General features: G+C 45.7%; 16 protein-coding genes and 1 tRNA gene. 7 read left to right on the top strand and 10 right to left on the bottom strand.

Features of this window, described 5'->3' with window-relative positions; genetic code table 11:
* Window positions 1-8: 8 nt before the first annotated feature.
* Window positions 9-80 (top strand) — tRNA-Arg (locus IMZ16_RS01655).
* A gap of 66 nt (window positions 81-146) precedes the next feature.
* On the opposite strand, the gene IMZ16_RS01650 is transcribed toward IMZ16_RS01655, so the two are convergent.
* From IMZ16_RS01650 to tpx, 9 genes are all read right to left on the bottom strand, one after another.
* On the bottom strand, window positions 147-1085 hold the full coding sequence (locus IMZ16_RS01650; protein WP_193440239.1) for an SPFH domain-containing protein: 939 nt from the start codon (window positions 1083-1085) through the stop codon (window positions 147-149).
* A 39-nt stretch (window positions 1086-1124) separates the two neighbouring features.
* Window positions 1125-1610, bottom strand: a complete 486-nt coding sequence (locus tag IMZ16_RS01645; protein ID WP_193440238.1) for a GNAT family N-acetyltransferase — start codon at window positions 1608-1610, stop codon at window positions 1125-1127.
* Window positions 1611-1615: 5 nt separating this feature from the next.
* Window positions 1616-2971, bottom strand: a complete 1356-nt coding sequence (dgt, locus tag IMZ16_RS01640) for a dGTP triphosphohydrolase (protein ID WP_193440237.1) — start codon at window positions 2969-2971, stop codon at window positions 1616-1618.
* 68 nt (window positions 2972-3039) lie between these two features.
* Complete coding sequence (gcvP, locus tag IMZ16_RS01635) at window positions 3040-5898, bottom strand: aminomethyl-transferring glycine dehydrogenase (protein ID WP_193440236.1); 2859 nt, start codon at window positions 5896-5898, stop codon at window positions 3040-3042.
* A gap of 70 nt (window positions 5899-5968) precedes the next feature.
* Complete coding sequence (locus IMZ16_RS10515) at window positions 5969-6616, bottom strand: J domain-containing protein (protein ID WP_193440235.1); 648 nt, start codon at window positions 6614-6616, stop codon at window positions 5969-5971.
* Window positions 6617-6682: 66 nt separating this feature from the next.
* Complete coding sequence (locus IMZ16_RS01625) at window positions 6683-6928, bottom strand: hypothetical protein (protein WP_193440234.1); 246 nt, start codon at window positions 6926-6928, stop codon at window positions 6683-6685.
* A 96-nt stretch (window positions 6929-7024) separates the two neighbouring features.
* Complete coding sequence (locus tag IMZ16_RS01620) at window positions 7025-7441, bottom strand: SRPBCC domain-containing protein (RefSeq protein WP_193440233.1); 417 nt, start codon at window positions 7439-7441, stop codon at window positions 7025-7027.
* A gap of 106 nt (window positions 7442-7547) precedes the next feature.
* Window positions 7548-8162: an HdeD family acid-resistance protein gene (locus tag IMZ16_RS01615; protein ID WP_193440232.1), complete on the bottom strand. Its 615-nt coding sequence runs from the start codon at window positions 8160-8162 to the stop codon at window positions 7548-7550.
* A gap of 3 nt (window positions 8163-8165) precedes the next feature.
* Window positions 8166-8666 (bottom strand): thiol peroxidase, encoded by a 501-nt coding sequence (gene tpx, locus IMZ16_RS01610; protein ID WP_073178148.1) that lies wholly within the window; start codon window positions 8664-8666, stop codon window positions 8166-8168.
* Between the two features lie 219 nt (window positions 8667-8885).
* Between tpx and IMZ16_RS01605 the strand changes: the two genes are divergently transcribed.
* From IMZ16_RS01605 to IMZ16_RS01580, 6 genes are all read left to right on the top strand, one after another.
* Complete coding sequence (locus IMZ16_RS01605) at window positions 8886-10091, top strand: NAD(P)/FAD-dependent oxidoreductase (protein ID WP_193440231.1); 1206 nt, start codon at window positions 8886-8888, stop codon at window positions 10089-10091.
* Between the two features lie 3 nt (window positions 10092-10094).
* Entirely contained in the window at window positions 10095-10874 is a 780-nt protein-coding gene (ku, locus tag IMZ16_RS01600) for a non-homologous end joining protein Ku (protein WP_193440230.1), read from the top strand.
* 17 nt (window positions 10875-10891) lie between these two features.
* The gene (yaaA, locus tag IMZ16_RS01595) at window positions 10892-11650 is read left to right on the top strand and encodes a peroxide stress protein YaaA (protein WP_193440229.1); all 759 of its coding nucleotides are present in this window, start codon (window positions 10892-10894) and stop codon (window positions 11648-11650) included.
* A 44-nt stretch (window positions 11651-11694) separates the two neighbouring features.
* Complete coding sequence (locus IMZ16_RS01590; RefSeq protein ID WP_193440228.1) at window positions 11695-12669, top strand: Gfo/Idh/MocA family protein; 975 nt, start codon at window positions 11695-11697, stop codon at window positions 12667-12669.
* 114 nt (window positions 12670-12783) lie between these two features.
* Window positions 12784-13671 carry a 3-hydroxyacyl-CoA dehydrogenase family protein gene (locus IMZ16_RS01585; RefSeq protein ID WP_193440227.1) on the top strand — a complete coding sequence of 296 codons (888 nt, stop codon included), beginning with the start codon at window positions 12784-12786 and terminating at the stop codon, window positions 13669-13671.
* Window positions 13672-13715: 44 nt separating this feature from the next.
* The gene (locus IMZ16_RS01580; protein WP_073178159.1) at window positions 13716-13964 is read left to right on the top strand and encodes a hypothetical protein; all 249 of its coding nucleotides are present in this window, start codon (window positions 13716-13718) and stop codon (window positions 13962-13964) included.
* Window positions 13965-14009: 45 nt separating this feature from the next.
* Here IMZ16_RS01580 and IMZ16_RS01575 read toward each other — a convergent pair whose 3' ends face one another.
* Entirely contained in the window at window positions 14010-14411 is a 402-nt protein-coding gene (locus IMZ16_RS01575; protein ID WP_193440226.1) for an META domain-containing protein, read from the bottom strand.
* Between the last annotated feature and the right edge of the window lie 5 nt (window positions 14412-14416).

Here is a 14416-nt window from a genome sequence, read left to right as displayed (position 1 = left end):
CCAAGATTGGGCCTATAGTTTAATGGATAGAATTAAGGATTCCGGTTCCTTAGGTTGAGGTTCGATTCCTCATGGGCCTACAAAATATAAAATAACCCGCTGATTTTCAGCAGGTTATTTTTGTTTATAATGATATTTTTCCCAATTTAAGAGCGCAAATTTTCACGCTCATCTTTCCGCGGCACATTCTTCATCTGTTCTGCGGCAGTCAGTGCTGTTACAAGTTCGCTTAGCATTCCGGTTGCTGCAGTTGGTGAGTTTGGCAGAAGTATCATATTGCTGCGGTTGTTCGCACCCACAGCGTTCAGCGTGTCGTAATGCTGGGTTACGATAATCAGCGCTGATGCTTCGTGCGCATCGATGTCCACATTGTTCAGCATTCTCACGGATTCTTCCAGGCCTCGCGCAATTTCACGCCTTTGATCTGCAATACCCTGCCCTTGCAGCTTCTTCGATTCTGCTTCCGCTTTTGCCACCGCTACAATGCGGATTCTCTGCGCTTCAGATTCATATTCTGCCGCTGTTTTTTCCCGTTCTGCAGCATTAATGCGGTTCATCGCGTGCTTCACCTGCTCATCTGGATCAATGTCCGTTACCAATGCCTTTATAATGTCGTAGCCATAGCTTCTCATCGCATCCTGCAGCTCGTTTTTCACGGCATTCGCAATGTCGTCCTTCCTTACGAAAACATCGTCCAGTTTCATTTTCGGAACTTCCGCCCGAACAACATCAAACACATACGAAGTAATCTGAGATTCCGGGAATTCCAGCTTGTAGAAGGCATCTGCAGCCTGCTCCTTTATCACCATATACTGCACGGAGACCTTCATCCGCACGAAAACATTGTCCAAAGTTTTCGTATCAATCAGTACATCCAGCTGCTGAATTTTTAGGTTAAGCCTTTTCGCAACGCGGTCAATCAGCGGAATTTTCCATTGCAAACCAGCGTGACGAACAGACTGAAATTTCCCTAAGCGTTCCACAATTGCCGCGGTTTGCTGCTTCACCGTGAAGAACGACGACAAAACCAGCACCACCAGAATGAAGAAAAACAGGCTGAAAAACCCGCTAAACAATGCTTCCATAATTTCTGTTTTTAAATTTTCCCTAAAAATACAAATATTTTAAACATTTTTGAACATAATTCTCTGCATGCCGCTGGCACCTTCACGCGTTTTTTCGTCAAATTTGAAGCCAGTTTTTTCATACAGAGAAATCGCGGCGACATTGCGCTCGTTTACTGCGAGAACAACCAGCTTCGTTTCCGGAAAATATTTTCTAATGAAATCACTCAAGAGATTGATGGTATTTTTCCCGATACCATTGCCCTGAAATTTCGGATTTATCGAAAATGACCGTAGCAGCACGGAATTTTTTTCGGTTGTCAATTCATACTTATCAGAACCAAAATCCAGAATGAAAAAACCGCAGGGCACCTGATTATTCATAACCGTGACAGCGTGTGCAGAAAAATCTCCGTTAATTTTTCTCGTTTCAATCCTTCGAATTGCCGTAGGAACCGTAGCCGTAAACTGAATCTGAAAATCATCTAGACTATAATTCAGAAAAGGAAAATGCGTGTAGTTGTAGTGCTTCAGCTCTGTCATCATTAATTTCAAACTGTCATCCCGATTTCAATTCCCTTGATCTTGCGGTAAAGGTCAGTGGCAAAATTGTCCGTCATCCCGGAAACAAAATCAATGACGCCGAGAACTTTTTGGTAAATGCTGCCGCTTTCATAGCGGAACTGTTCCGGTAGAAGTTTCAATGCCATTTTGTCGTAAGATTTCAGCGAATCTTCCGGCTTAATCAGCGAAGGAATAAAATGATTCAGCAGCTCGTACATCACATTGTAGCCGGCGTTTTCAATCTCCACCACCGCTTTATGATTGTAAATTTTTTCCACAGAAAACCGCTCAATTTCCGCCAGAGTTCGGTTCTCGTTTTTGTAAATATCGAGCAAGGCTTTGTCCAGAGTTCCGCTTAAAATCTGTTCAAAATTAATTTGGTAAAGCTCAAAAGCCTTGTTTATCAGCGCATTGATGACCTTTGCCCTCAAATAAGAAATTCGGTCATTCGCATTGGTTATCAAGCCAAGTTTGGTCCTAACTCTTTCAGTATCAGGGTTTTCCGACTGAATTAAATCAAAAAATAAATTCTCACAATCTGCCGTGGAAATAATGCCAAGCCTGTGGGCATCCTCCATATCAATGATGTTATAGCAAATATCATCTGCAGCTTCCACCAGCCAAGCGAACGGATGCCTCCTGAAAATCAATGGGTTATCGCATTCCATTTGCATTGAAACTTCAAGCGCCACTTCTTCAAACAGCGCCTTTTCATTTTGGAAAAATCCAAACTTTTTTCTGTGTATGGCGCCTTTCTTTTTAGCGATGGCTTCGCACGGATATTTTGCAATCGCCGATAAAGTGCTGAAAGTCAGTTGCATTCCGCCAGAATCCTTGCCAATTTGCTGCTGTGTGAGCACGCGGAAAGCATTGGCGTTTCCTTCAAAATTGATTAAATCTGCCCATTCATTTTCGTGAAAAAATTTCTTCAGCGAAGATTCATTTCTTTCGAAATAGCTTGCAATCGCATCTTCACCGGAATGCCCGAAAGCCGGATTTCCGATGTCGTGACAAAGGCAGGCAGCGGCAATTACGGTGGGCAAATGATGCCTGTAAAATTCCGCCGATTCCGCTGACAAATCCGCGGAAAATTTTTCGTTGATGAAATCTCCTGCAAGCATTCCCAAACTTCTTCCCACGGAAGAAACTTCCAGCGAATGCGTAAGCCTGTTGTGCACGAAAACGCTGCCTGGCAAAGGGAAAACCTGCGTTTTGTTCTGCAGCCTTCGGAAAGCCGACGAGAAAATTATCCTGTCATAATCCCGCTGAAAATCCGTTCTATTGGCAGGCGTTGGCAGGCTGTTCCCGGTTCTTCGGTTGGTGTAAATTTGGTTGAGGTTCACGCTTCAAATTTAGGCAAAAAAATTCCCGACGAAATATAATCATCGGGAAATAATTGATAATCAATAAATTATTGATACGCTTCGATCGGCGCACAGGTGCAGATTAGGTTTCTGTCGCCGAAAGCCTCATCCACCCTTGAAACGGAAGGGAAGAATTTTCTTTCGCGTACCCATTCCAGCGGATAGGCTGCCTTTTCCCTAGTGTACGGCTTGTCCCAGCTGTCGGAAATTACGATTTGCTCAGTGTGCGGCGCATTTTTCACCACATTATTTTTCGCATCGGCTTCGCCGCTTGCAATCTCATCAATTTCCTTTTTAATGTTGATCAGCGCTTCGGCAAAACGGTCCAGCTCTTCCTTGCTTTCGGATTCCGTAGGCTCAATCATTAGCGTTCCGGCAACAGGGAAAGACACCGTAGGTGCGTGGAAACCGTAGTCCATAAGGCGTTTTGCAACATCGGCAACTTCAATCCCCAGCGGTTTGTACTGGCGGAAATCCACAATGCATTCGTGCGCTACCCTGCCCTTTTCGTTGGCATAAAGAATCGGGAAATGCTCTGCCAGAAGTTCTTTCAGGTAATTGGCATTCAAAATGGCGTGCGAAGTCGCGAGCTTCAAACCTTCCGACCCAAGCATTTTGATGTAAGCGTAAGAAATGTTGCAAACCAGCGCAGAGCCGTACGGCGCACCGGAAATCGCATCTATGGAATCCGCTGTGCCCACCTTGATGTTTGGATTGGAAGGCAGGAATTTCACAAGGTGTTCCGCCACGCAAATCGGGCCTACACCAGGGCCACCGCCACCGTGCGGAATTGCGAAAGTTTTGTGCAAATTCAAATGGCAAACATCCGCACCGATGAAACCGGGGCTCGTGAAAGCCACCTGAGCATTCATATTGGCGCCATCCATATACACCTGCCCGCCGTTTTCGTGAACCGTGGCGATGATGTCCTTAATATTAGCATCGAAAAAGCCATAGGTTGAAGGGTATGTAATCATTGCCGCCGCAAGATTTTCGCGGTGTTCTTCGGCTTTTGCCCTGAAATCATCCAGGTCAATTTCGCCGTTTTCCAGATTTTTCACCACCACCACTTTCAGGCCGGCAATCACAGCGGAAGCTGGGTTCGTGCCGTGCGCAGACTGCGGAATCAGCACGATGTTCCTATGCTCTTCCCCGTTGTATTTGTGATATTCTCTGATGACCATCAGCCCCGCATATTCACCCTGCGCTCCGGAATTTGGCTGGAGCGAAGTTCCTGCAAAACCTGTGATTTCCGCCAAATCTTTTTCCAGTTCCTTCAGCATCAATTGATAGCCCTTCGCCTGATTTTGCGGAACGAACGGGTGCACACCGCCCCATTCATCCCAGCTCAGCGGAAGCATTTCCGCAGCGGCGTTTAGCTTCATCGTGCAGGAACCGAGGGAAATCATAGATTGCGTCAAAGAAATATCCTTCCGTTCCAACCGCTTGATGTAGCGCATCAGCTCGGTTTCCGTATGATATTTTTGGAAAACTTCTTCGTGAAGAATTTCATCCTTTCTCAAAAGATTTTCCGGAAGGGAAAATTCCTCCCGAATTTCCAGCCGGAAACTTTGCTTACTCTTGAACGAAGCAAAAGTATCCGCTAATTTCTGCAGCTTGGCAAGCGTGGTAGCTTCATTAACGGAAAGGCTCACAATGCCTTCTGAAAAATAGTTCAGGTTGATTCTCTGCTCTTCCATTTTGCGCTGCAGCGCCTTTTTCTCGTCTTCGTTCATCCGGATTTTCACGGTATCGAAAACGCTATCTTCCACCACATCATAGCCCAAAATCTTCAGCGCATTGGCAATCGTATTTGTTTTGAAATGAATCTGATTGGCGATGAATTCCAAGCCTTTCGGCCCGTGATAAACGGCGTACATCCCAGCCATTACAGCCAGTAAAACCTGCGCCGTGCAGATGTTGGAAGTTGCCTTTTCGCGCTTGATGTGCTGCTCTCTCGTTTGAAGCGCCATCCTGAGCGCTCTGCCACCGTACATATCCTGCGAAACGCCGATGATTCTTCCCGGAATATCGCGCTTGTAATTTTCTTTGCAGGCGAAAAATGCAGCGTGCGGGCCGCCGTAACCTAATGGGATGCCGAAGCGCTGCGTAGTGCCCACCGCACAATCTGCACCCATATCAGCCGGCGATTTCAGCTTCACCAGAGCCATAGGATCGCAGGCTACGGCCACCTGAAGATTTTTATTTTTGAATTCTGCAATGGCATCGGTATAATCTTCCACCACTCCGTTTTTCCCGGGATACTGCAGCAGCACGCCGAAGAAACTCTCATCCAGATTCTCAGATTTGTGGCAGCCTTCCACGATTTCAATTCCAAGTCCGTAGGCCTTAGTTTTCAGTACGGCTAAAGTTTGCGGCAGCACCAGTTCGCTCACGAAAAATCTATTGGCATCCGCCTTTTTCTGTTCTCTCGTCCTATTTTGGAAAAACATATTCATCGCCTCTGCAGCAGCCGTTGATTCATCAAGCAGCGAAGCATTGGCGATAGGGAAGCCTGTCAAATCCGAAACCACGGTCTGGAAATTTAGCAGCGCTTCCATCCTGCCCTGCGCAATTTCCGCCTGGTATGGCGTGTATGCGGTGTACCACGATGGATTTTCAAAAATGTTCCGCTGAATGGCAGCAGGCAAAATGGCTTCGTGATAACCGAAACCGATGTATGTATCGAAAATCTGATTTTTCGATGCCAGCGCTTTGGAATGCGCCAAAAGTTCCGATTCGGAAAGCGGTTCGGAAATATCTAGGTCTTTTTCCGAACGGATTTTTTCGGGTATGGTTTGGTTGATGAGCTCATCTACAGAAGGCACGCCAATTCTCGCCAGCATTGCCTGCTTGTCAGTTTCGTTCAAAGCAATGTGGCGGTTTTGAAATTTCGTCGTATTCATTTAAGGGAAACTTTATTGGTGTAAAAATACGAAAATTTCCCAAAAATTTTCATCAAACGATATTGCGAAATTAATAACTAAAAAGGAAAAACATTATGAAAAACAAAATCAAGAGAATTATGGTAAGGCAGCCAGAAAATCCAAATCCGCCGGTTCTGTAAACCACGGTTCTTGGCGTAGGCCTTCGGAAAATTTCTTCGGCAGGATGCCTGAAAGTTCCAGATAAACTGTCGGTTATTTCGGTGAAGGTAATGCCTTTCGCTACAGACTTATTGGTGAGTGTATTGGTAGCCTGCAACACCACGCTGAATTTTCCGCCCTGAAATTCATTGATTTTAAAGGTTCTTTCGCCATAAGATTTTTCTAAACCAAACGGCAGAATTTTTACCAAATCTGCATTTACGGTTTGCCAGGAAATCGTGATGCTTTCGCCCTTTCTCACGAAAGTTTTATCCGCCGTGAAAGTTTTGATGTAAGGCGGCAAATCGCTGCGCTCTGTCTTCACGGCATTTCCCGTGGAAGCATCGTATTTACGGCGCTTTTCATCATTGCTGAGAACTTCGTACGCTTCCTGAACTTCGCGGAATCTCTTGGCAAAAAACTCGCTGCCTTCGTTCACATCAGGGTGATATTTCAGCGAAAGCGCACGGTAGGCCTTACGGATTTCATCCTGCGAAGCGCCCTTTTCTACGCCGAGAAAATAGTAGTAATCCTTCAAAAAAACAGAATTTTATATAAGAATAAAATCCGACAGGGTATGCCGGATTTTATCACTGTTTGGTCTTTAAAACTTGCAAATGCCCTGCAGCATCGTCCTGAAAATAGGGCTGGCATTCTGGCGGAAGTCCTCATACTCTTCCTCGCTCAGGCTTCGGATGCCGTCTAGCAGATCGCCAGGCGTGCTCGCATCGATGTTAAAATCGTCCATCACTTCTTCGAAAAGGCTTCTTTTAGCGTAAATTTTCTGAATAACTGCAGAGGCTGCAACTGCTGCGGCTGCGCCAAGCACGAATTTTAGGGGCTTCTTCATTGTCTTTATTTTTTGATAAATTTAGTAAAATCCCCGAAATTTCAAAAACCTGAGTGAAAAAAATTCCTGAGTTATCTAAATCTTATCTTCTGTGGTTTATTTCTGCCGTTCCGCGTATTTATGGAAATTATCCAGAATATTATACCAGTTTTCCCGCTGGGTACGCCAAGACAGGCCTTTTCTCGGCATAAAGGAGTAGGTGATGTCCGTAGTGGCCGCATCCAATGGTTGAAAATCCACATTCACCTCTCTGCCATCCTCCATCGCCATAGTTATGTGCCGGTGCATATCTATCCTGCTGTAGGTGCCGGCGAGGTCGTAGGAGAATTTAAATTTCTTCAAAAGCATAGTGAAGCGGAAATGTCCGCCCTCGCGGAAATCTACATCCACTTTCGGGCAGCTCCACTCCCCGGATTGCACATTCCATTTGGTAATATGTTCCGGCTTGGTGTACAGATCCCAAACTTTTTCTACCGGCTTTAATATTCTGATATTTAATACAATTGGCTCCATCGGGTTGATTTATATCGCAGCAAGGTAAGAAATAAATTTAAATTTTTTACAATAAAAAAAATCCGCCCAAAAAATGTGGCGGATTTTAAAGACCAATATTACCTGTCTAAAGGTTGCCGCTTCCTTCGCGGAAATTTTTCACGGAATCCCGCACGCCATCTACCCTGTTCTTCAACTTTTTCAGATCAAAGGCGAGGATCGCAGCATTTATACCTACCATTATGAAGGTAACCGCAGTCATCACCACGATGGAATACGCCCCAAAGAGCGGATCGGAGATTATCATAAATGAAAGTATCAGCCCGAGAACCGCGGTGAGGATAAGCCCCCAGGAGGTACCCAGGCCCATACTGCTGTGCTGGAAGGCGAGCCCCAGCGCAAAAACAGAGCGGAACATAAGCGTGAAGCCCACCACATAAGGGAGCACGGCGGCAGAAATACCTGGATATATCAGCAGATAAATACCTATCACCGTGGAGAATATACCGCTTACCAAATACCAGCCCCAGCCGTTTATAGACTCCCGGTTGGAGAAGGAAAAGAAGATTTCAAAAATCCCGGAAAGCAGGAAAGTCCACGCAAAAAATATAGCAAGCCCGAGGTAGGCGCCCACGGGTTGCGAAAACAAAAATACCCCGAACGCTATGAAGAGAATGCCGATAATTAGCGGGGTGTACCAATGCTTTAGCCTGCTGTAGGCTGCGTCTAAAATTTCTCCCATTTTTTATTGGTTTAATGACTTTAATGCACTTTCATAGTCAGGCTCGTTAGTAATTTCAGGCACCTGCTCCGTATAGATTACCTTGTTATTTTCATCTGCCACCACTACCGCGCGGGAGAGCAGCCCCTGCATCGGTCCGCTGGAGATTTTTACGCCGAGATCATCTCCGAAGCTGCCGCGGAAATCCGATAGCGTTTCCACATTACCCAGGCCCTCAGCAGCGCAGAACCGGCCCAAGGCAAACGGAAGATCTTTGGATACATTGATAACCACGGTATTTTCCAGCGTGTTGGCTTCCTCATTAAATTTCCTCGCGGCTGCAGCGCAAACCCCCGTGTCTATGCTTGGGAAGATGTTAAAAATCTTTTTCTTTCCATCAAAATCCTTTAAAGTTTTTTCCTCCAGCTGAGCATTTACAAGGTTAAAATCCTGCAGTGTGGTGCCATTTTGCGGCAGAGAACCTACCGTTTGGATGTCGTTTCCTTTTAGTTTGATTGTTGCCATTATTTTATTTTTACTATTCAACTTTTTGCCAGCTAATACTGTGCCTTATCCGTCAAAAAGGCATTAATTTTTACTTAAAAAGAAACAAATATTCACTTGGAATAAGTTCAATTTCTTTCAAATATTTAGTTGGTATCAAGCTTGGACAAATTTAAAATAATAGCTGTTCAAAATATTTCAGGCAAGGATTTTTATTGAAATATTTCGCATATTTACAGCATGAAACTGCGATCCTCCGAACCCTTCTGGCTAGTGAAAAACGGCCTCCTGAACTCCTATCCATCCCTACAAGAAAACGCCGAGTGCGATGTGCTGATCATCGGGAGCGGTATTACGGGCGCGCTGGTGGCGAACCGCTGCGCGAAGGATGGCTACTCCACCATAGTTGCCGACCGCCGGGAGACCGCCACCGGCAGCACGAGCGCCACTACGGCCATGCTCCAGTATGAAATTGATTTAATGCTTTGCGACCTTATCCCGAAAATTGGTGAAGAAGGTGCAGTGGCGAGCTACAGGGCGTGCTCCGAAGCTATTGATAAGGTAGGGCATTTGCACGCTGAAATCAATTCCGAAGCAGGCTTCCGAAAGAAAGATTCGCTGTATTTTGCCTCTCGGCGTAGGCATCTGAAACACCTTAGGGAAGAGTATGAAGCAAGGGCTGCGCACGGCTTCCCTGTGGAGTGGCTGGATGCTGAAGAAATCTCGGAGAGATACGGACTGCAGAACAGCTTCGGAGGCATCCTGAGCCACCAGGGCGCAAGTATTGACGGATTCAGATTCGCCCACGACCTGCTCTCTGCAGCTGTGGAGCGCGGTCTTAGAATTTTTGACAAAACTGAATTCCAAAATATTTCTCATAATGAAGACGCTATTACCGCGATTAGCACCGAGGGTTTTGAGATTAAGGCAAAAAAAATAATATACTGCACAGGTTTCGAGACGGTGGAAATCCTGAAAGAAAATTTTGTAGACCTGCTCTCCACCTACGCCATCGTGGGCGAGCAGCAACCAGAAAACTGCGACGGGCTGAAAGATGCGCTCTTCTGGAACACCGGCGACCCCTACGAGTACTTCCGCACTACGGACGACGGCAGGATCCTCATAGGCGGGCTGGATGATGATTTCAGCAATGCCAAGCGCCGCGATTCGAAACTTGAAAAAAAAGCTCGGCGGCTGGAGAAATACATTCATAAAAACCTCCCCGACTACCAGTTCCGCACGGACTTTGCTTGGGCGGGGACTTTCGGCTCTACTAAGGACGGATTGCCGTACATCGGGGAGCATAAAGACTTCCCGAACGGCTATTTTGTGCTGGGCTTTGGCGGCAACGGGATTACTTTCTCCGTAGCCGGTGCAGATATGGTTTCAGATTATCTGCGTGGCAAAGAGCATCCGCTGTCCCAATGGTTTAAATTCGGAAGATAAAATATGAGAGCAATCTGGACGGGTGCCATTGGCTTTGGCCTGGTGAATATCCCCGTGAAACTTTACGCCGCTTCAGAATCCAGCAACCTGGATCTGGATATGCTGGATAAGAACGACCTGAGCAACATACGCTTCAAAAGGGTGAACGAGAAAACCGGAAAGGAAGTGCCCTATGCCAACATCGTGAAGGGCTACAAGCTGGAAGACGAGTACATTGTGCTGGAAGATGCAGATTTCGCAGCGGTGGCACCGGAAAAATCCAAGTTGCTGACAATCAAGCAATTCGTGAAGCTGGAAGATGTGGACCCTGCGTATTACGAAACGCCCTACTTCCTGGAACCGCAGAAAAATGGTGAGGATGCATACCGCTTACTTTTGCAGGCATTGCTGAAAACGGAAATGGCAGGCATCGGCACCTTCATTTTGCGGGACAGGGAAATTCTCGGTTTGGTACGGCCTTACGACGGGAAAATCCTGATGGTGAACCGGATGCGTTTTCCAGAAGAAGTGCGAAGCTACGAAGAACTGAAGCTGCCTCCGAAGAAAAAGGCTAAAGACGAAGAACTGCAAATGGCAGAAATGCTCATCAGTCAGCTGGCTACGGAATTTGACCCGAAGAAATACGAGAACAGCTACTCCGCTGATTTGCTGGCAATTATCGAGAAAAAAGCCAAGGGCCAAACCTATAAACCAACCGAAGAGAAGGAAGAAAAAACTTCCACAACAGACCTGATGGCAATGCTGAAAGCAAGCTTGGAAGGCAGCAAAAAACAGGCTGGATAATTGATTATCAATACTTTATGAAACTCATTACTTCACCGGCAAAGCTGATGGATATTTCGCGAAGTAGCGAATTCCTGAAAACTACCACGCCGAAATTTATAGAAGAAGCGGCATTCATCCAGTCTCATTTGAAAACCAAATCGCCGAAGTTTTTGCAGGAATTGATGGAGATTTCACCAAAACTTGCCGATGAAAACTGGCAGCGCAACCAGAACTGGAACGCTAAGCCGAAGCCTTTGGAAAGTGCGCCTGCACTTATGGCCTTCACTGGCGAAGTTTACCGAGGCCTCGATGCAGAAACGCTTTCGGAAGATGCCGTGAAGTATTTGCAGAAAAATTACAGGATGCTTTCCGGGCTGTACGGAGTGCTGAAACCATCGGACAAAATAATGCCATACCGTTTAGAAATGGGCAGGAATTTTGAGTTTACCAGTTATAAAAATCTGTATGAATTTTGGCGCGGAAAAATTACCGCTCAGCTGAATTCCGAACTGAAAAAAGATGAGCCGATTCTCAATCTGGCGAGCAATGAATATTTCAAATCCATTGATAAGCAGCAACTTAAGGGCAGAATTATCAATTTTGATTTTTACGAAATGAAAAGCGGCAAGCCAAAAACGATCGTGGTTTACACGAAAAATGCGCGCGGCTTGATGGTGCGTTTCTGCGCCGAAAATCAGGTTGAAAATCTAGAAGAAATAAAGGCCTTCAACCTGGAGGGCTACCTCTTCGCCGACGAAAAATCCACGGAAAATAATTTTGTTTTCGTGCGGTGAAAAATTTGTTGACAGGAAAACCTTAAATTTGAGCAAAAGTAATTATGCTAAAAGCCGGGCTAGTTGGTGCGGGACATTTGGGTAAAATTCATCTGAAGCTGCTGCAGCAGTCAGAGAAATATGAGCTGGTGGGCTTCCACGATGCCGATGCGGAAAACGGCCGAAAACTGGAGGCAGAATTCGGTTATAAATTTTTCGAGAATTTCGAGGAGCTACTTTCGCAAATCGAGATGCTGGATATCGTGACGCCTACCCTCTTCCATTTCGATTATGCGATGAAGGCGGCGCAAAACGGCAAGCATTTCTTCATCGAAAAACCGGTAACGCAAACGCTGGATCAGGCGGAAATTCTACTGGCAAAATGCAAGGAAAGTGGCGTAAAAGCGCAGGTAGGCCATGTGGAAAGATACAACCCAGCGTTCATTGCCACGAAGGATTTCATCAAAAACCCGATGTTCATCGAGATACACAGGCTGGCAGAATTTAATCCGAGAGGCACGGATGTTTCCGTGGTGCTAGATCTGATGATACACGATATCGACATCCTGCTTTCGCTGGTGAAATCGGAAATTAAAACGATTCACGCTGCAGGAGTGGCGGTGGTTTCCAAAACGGCGGACATTACGAATGCACGGATCGAGTTTGAAAACGGCTGCGTTGCCAACCTGACGACTTCCCGAATTGCAATGAAGCAAATGCGGAAATCGCGGTTTTTCCAGCGGGATGCCTACATTTCAGTGGATTTTCTTGAGAAAAAAGCGGAGGTTATCCGAATGCAAAGAGCGCCCGAAAACCCGAGTGATTTCGATATGATAATCGAAAATGCAGACGGCGAGAAAAATCAAATTCTGTTTGAATATCCCGAAATCACGCCAAATAATGCCATCTTGGACGAATTGAATTCTTTTGCGGAAGCAATCGAGGGGAAGCACAATATCGAAGTTTCGCTGGAAGACGGTATGGATGCACTGAAAGTGGCGCTGGAAATCGAGCAGCAGTGTAATAATTTGCTAATGTAACAGTGAAACAATGTAACAGTGAAGCAATGTAACAGTGAAGCAATGTAACAGTGAAGCAATGTAACAGTGTAACAATCATCAACTTTAAACTTTAAACCTTAAAACTCTAAACTAATGAATATTACAGTTATCGGTGCAGGAACTATGGGCAACGGAATTGCGCACACTTTTGCGCAGGCAGGCTTCCCTGTGAATTTGGCAGATGTTTCGCAGGAAGCGCTGGACAGAGGCCTGAAAACCATCACCACAAATCTGGACAGAATCATCGCAAAAGGCAACCTGACCGAAGAGCAAAAAGCGGAAACCCTTGGCAAAATCACAACCTTTACCGATACTGCGGAAGCTGTGAAAAATGCTGACTTGGTAGTGGAAGCAGCTACGGAAAACCTTGACCTGAAGCTGAACATCTTTTCACAAATTGATGAAAATGCGCCGGAAAATTGCATCCTTGCCACCAATACCTCGTCGATTTCCATCACGCAAATTGCGGCTGCCACAAAACGCCCGGAAAAAGTAATCGGGATGCACTTTATGAATCCAGTGCCGATTATGAAGCTCGTGGAAATCATCAAGGGCTACTCCACTTCGCAGGAAACTTTTGACGCGGTTTTTGAAATGAGCCAAAAACTTGGGAAAACGCCGGTGGAAGTGAACGATTATCCAGGATTTGTGGCGAACAGAATCCTGATGCCGATGATCAACGAAGCCATTGAAACGCTGTACAATAATGTAGCTGGTGTGGAAGAGATTGATACTGTGATGAAGCTCGGAATGGCGCATCCTATGGGGCCTCTTCAGCTGGCAGATTTCATTGGGCTAGATGTTTGCCTGGCAATTCTCAATGTGATGTACGACGGCTTCAAGAATCCGAAATACGCGCCAAATCCGTTGCTTGTAAATATGGTGCGTGCCGGCAAACTTGGCGTGAAATCGGGTGAAGGATTCTACGATTACGCAGAAAGCAAGAAGGCTGAGAAAGTTTCGGCGATGTTTAGGAAATAATTTGCGACGAAATTTCTATATTTACCAAACCAAAACTTTATATTATGAAACTACCAAAGTTTTTACTGGCGGACAACACTGAAATGCCTGAAGATCTGTTCGTGGTGCACACGGAATATCCGCGCTTCATCCTAAATGTGGAAGAGGAAGAAGTGGAATGGCTTGATGATTTGGAAGGTGAAGATGAAGCGGCTGCCGATGATTTCACGAAAGTTGTAGAGCAGGCCTTCGAATTCTGCGATGCCGAACTTGCAAAGTACGACGATGAAGATGACGATTTAGATGATGAATAACGAAAAAGGGAACCACTTTGGTTCCCTTTATTTTTTCCAAAAAAATTACTGCTTGGTAAATTTCAGCAGCAGAAGGTTGCCTTTGTAAAGTTCCAGCGTATTGCCGTGAACAGCGTATCTGTCGGCTTCCTGAAGCATACTCAAGAAAGTATTTTCCGCCGCAATTTGGTCGCACGACATTTTCGTAGCACCAATCACGCCGGATTTGAATGCACCCGTAGAATCATCCAGATTCACATCCGCAAAATAATTGTTGCACTGGGCGTTTCCGGAAATCTTCCCATCCTGAAAAGCAATCGTAGGTGTTTTACCCTTCACCTTTTCAGCAAGATACCAGCTAGAGTTTGCCAGCGAAGGTTGTGCCGAAGTTTTACTGCTGCTTGCCGTAGTAGCTGTACCGCAGGAAACGAGAAAAAACGATACCGCTACTATTGCCAGTTTTTTCATAAGCT

The sequence above is a fragment of the Cruoricaptor ignavus genome (assembly GCF_014961145.1).
Taxonomy (GTDB): Bacteria; Bacteroidota; Bacteroidia; order Flavobacteriales; family Weeksellaceae; genus Cruoricaptor; species Cruoricaptor ignavus.
This window is presented reverse-complemented; position numbering and strand designations above follow the sequence as displayed.

Bases quoted from the DNA above. Each gene is read 5' to 3' on its own strand.
- gcvP (WP_193440236.1), bottom strand. From the start codon at position 5,898: ATGAATACGACGAAATTTCAAAACCGCCACATTGCTTTGAACGAAACT.
- IMZ16_RS01615 (WP_193440232.1), bottom strand. From the start codon at position 8,162: ATGGGAGAAATTTTAGACGCAGCCTACAGCAGGCTAAAGCATTGGTAC.
- IMZ16_RS01585 (WP_193440227.1), top strand. From the start codon at position 12,784: ATGAATATTACAGTTATCGGTGCAGGAACTATGGGCAACGGAATTGCG.
- IMZ16_RS01575 (WP_193440226.1), bottom strand. From the start codon at position 14,411: ATGAAAAAACTGGCAATAGTAGCGGTATCGTTTTTTCTCGTTTCCTGC.
- ku (WP_193440230.1), top strand. From the start codon at position 10,095: ATGAGAGCAATCTGGACGGGTGCCATTGGCTTTGGCCTGGTGAATATC.
- IMZ16_RS01620 (WP_193440233.1), bottom strand. From the start codon at position 7,441: ATGGAGCCAATTGTATTAAATATCAGAATATTAAAGCCGGTAGAAAAA.
- IMZ16_RS01580 (WP_073178159.1), top strand. From the start codon at position 13,716: ATGAAACTACCAAAGTTTTTACTGGCGGACAACACTGAAATGCCTGAA.
- tpx (WP_073178148.1), bottom strand. From the start codon at position 8,666: ATGGCAACAATCAAACTAAAAGGAAACGACATCCAAACGGTAGGTTCT.
- IMZ16_RS01625 (WP_193440234.1), bottom strand. From the start codon at position 6,928: ATGAAGAAGCCCCTAAAATTCGTGCTTGGCGCAGCCGCAGCAGTTGCA.
- IMZ16_RS01645 (WP_193440238.1), bottom strand. From the start codon at position 1,610: ATGATGACAGAGCTGAAGCACTACAACTACACGCATTTTCCTTTTCTG.
- IMZ16_RS01590 (WP_193440228.1), top strand. From the start codon at position 11,695: ATGCTAAAAGCCGGGCTAGTTGGTGCGGGACATTTGGGTAAAATTCAT.
- IMZ16_RS01605 (WP_193440231.1), top strand. From the start codon at position 8,886: ATGAAACTGCGATCCTCCGAACCCTTCTGGCTAGTGAAAAACGGCCTC.
- IMZ16_RS01650 (WP_193440239.1), bottom strand. From the start codon at position 1,085: ATGGAAGCATTGTTTAGCGGGTTTTTCAGCCTGTTTTTCTTCATTCTG.
- yaaA (WP_193440229.1), top strand. From the start codon at position 10,892: ATGAAACTCATTACTTCACCGGCAAAGCTGATGGATATTTCGCGAAGT.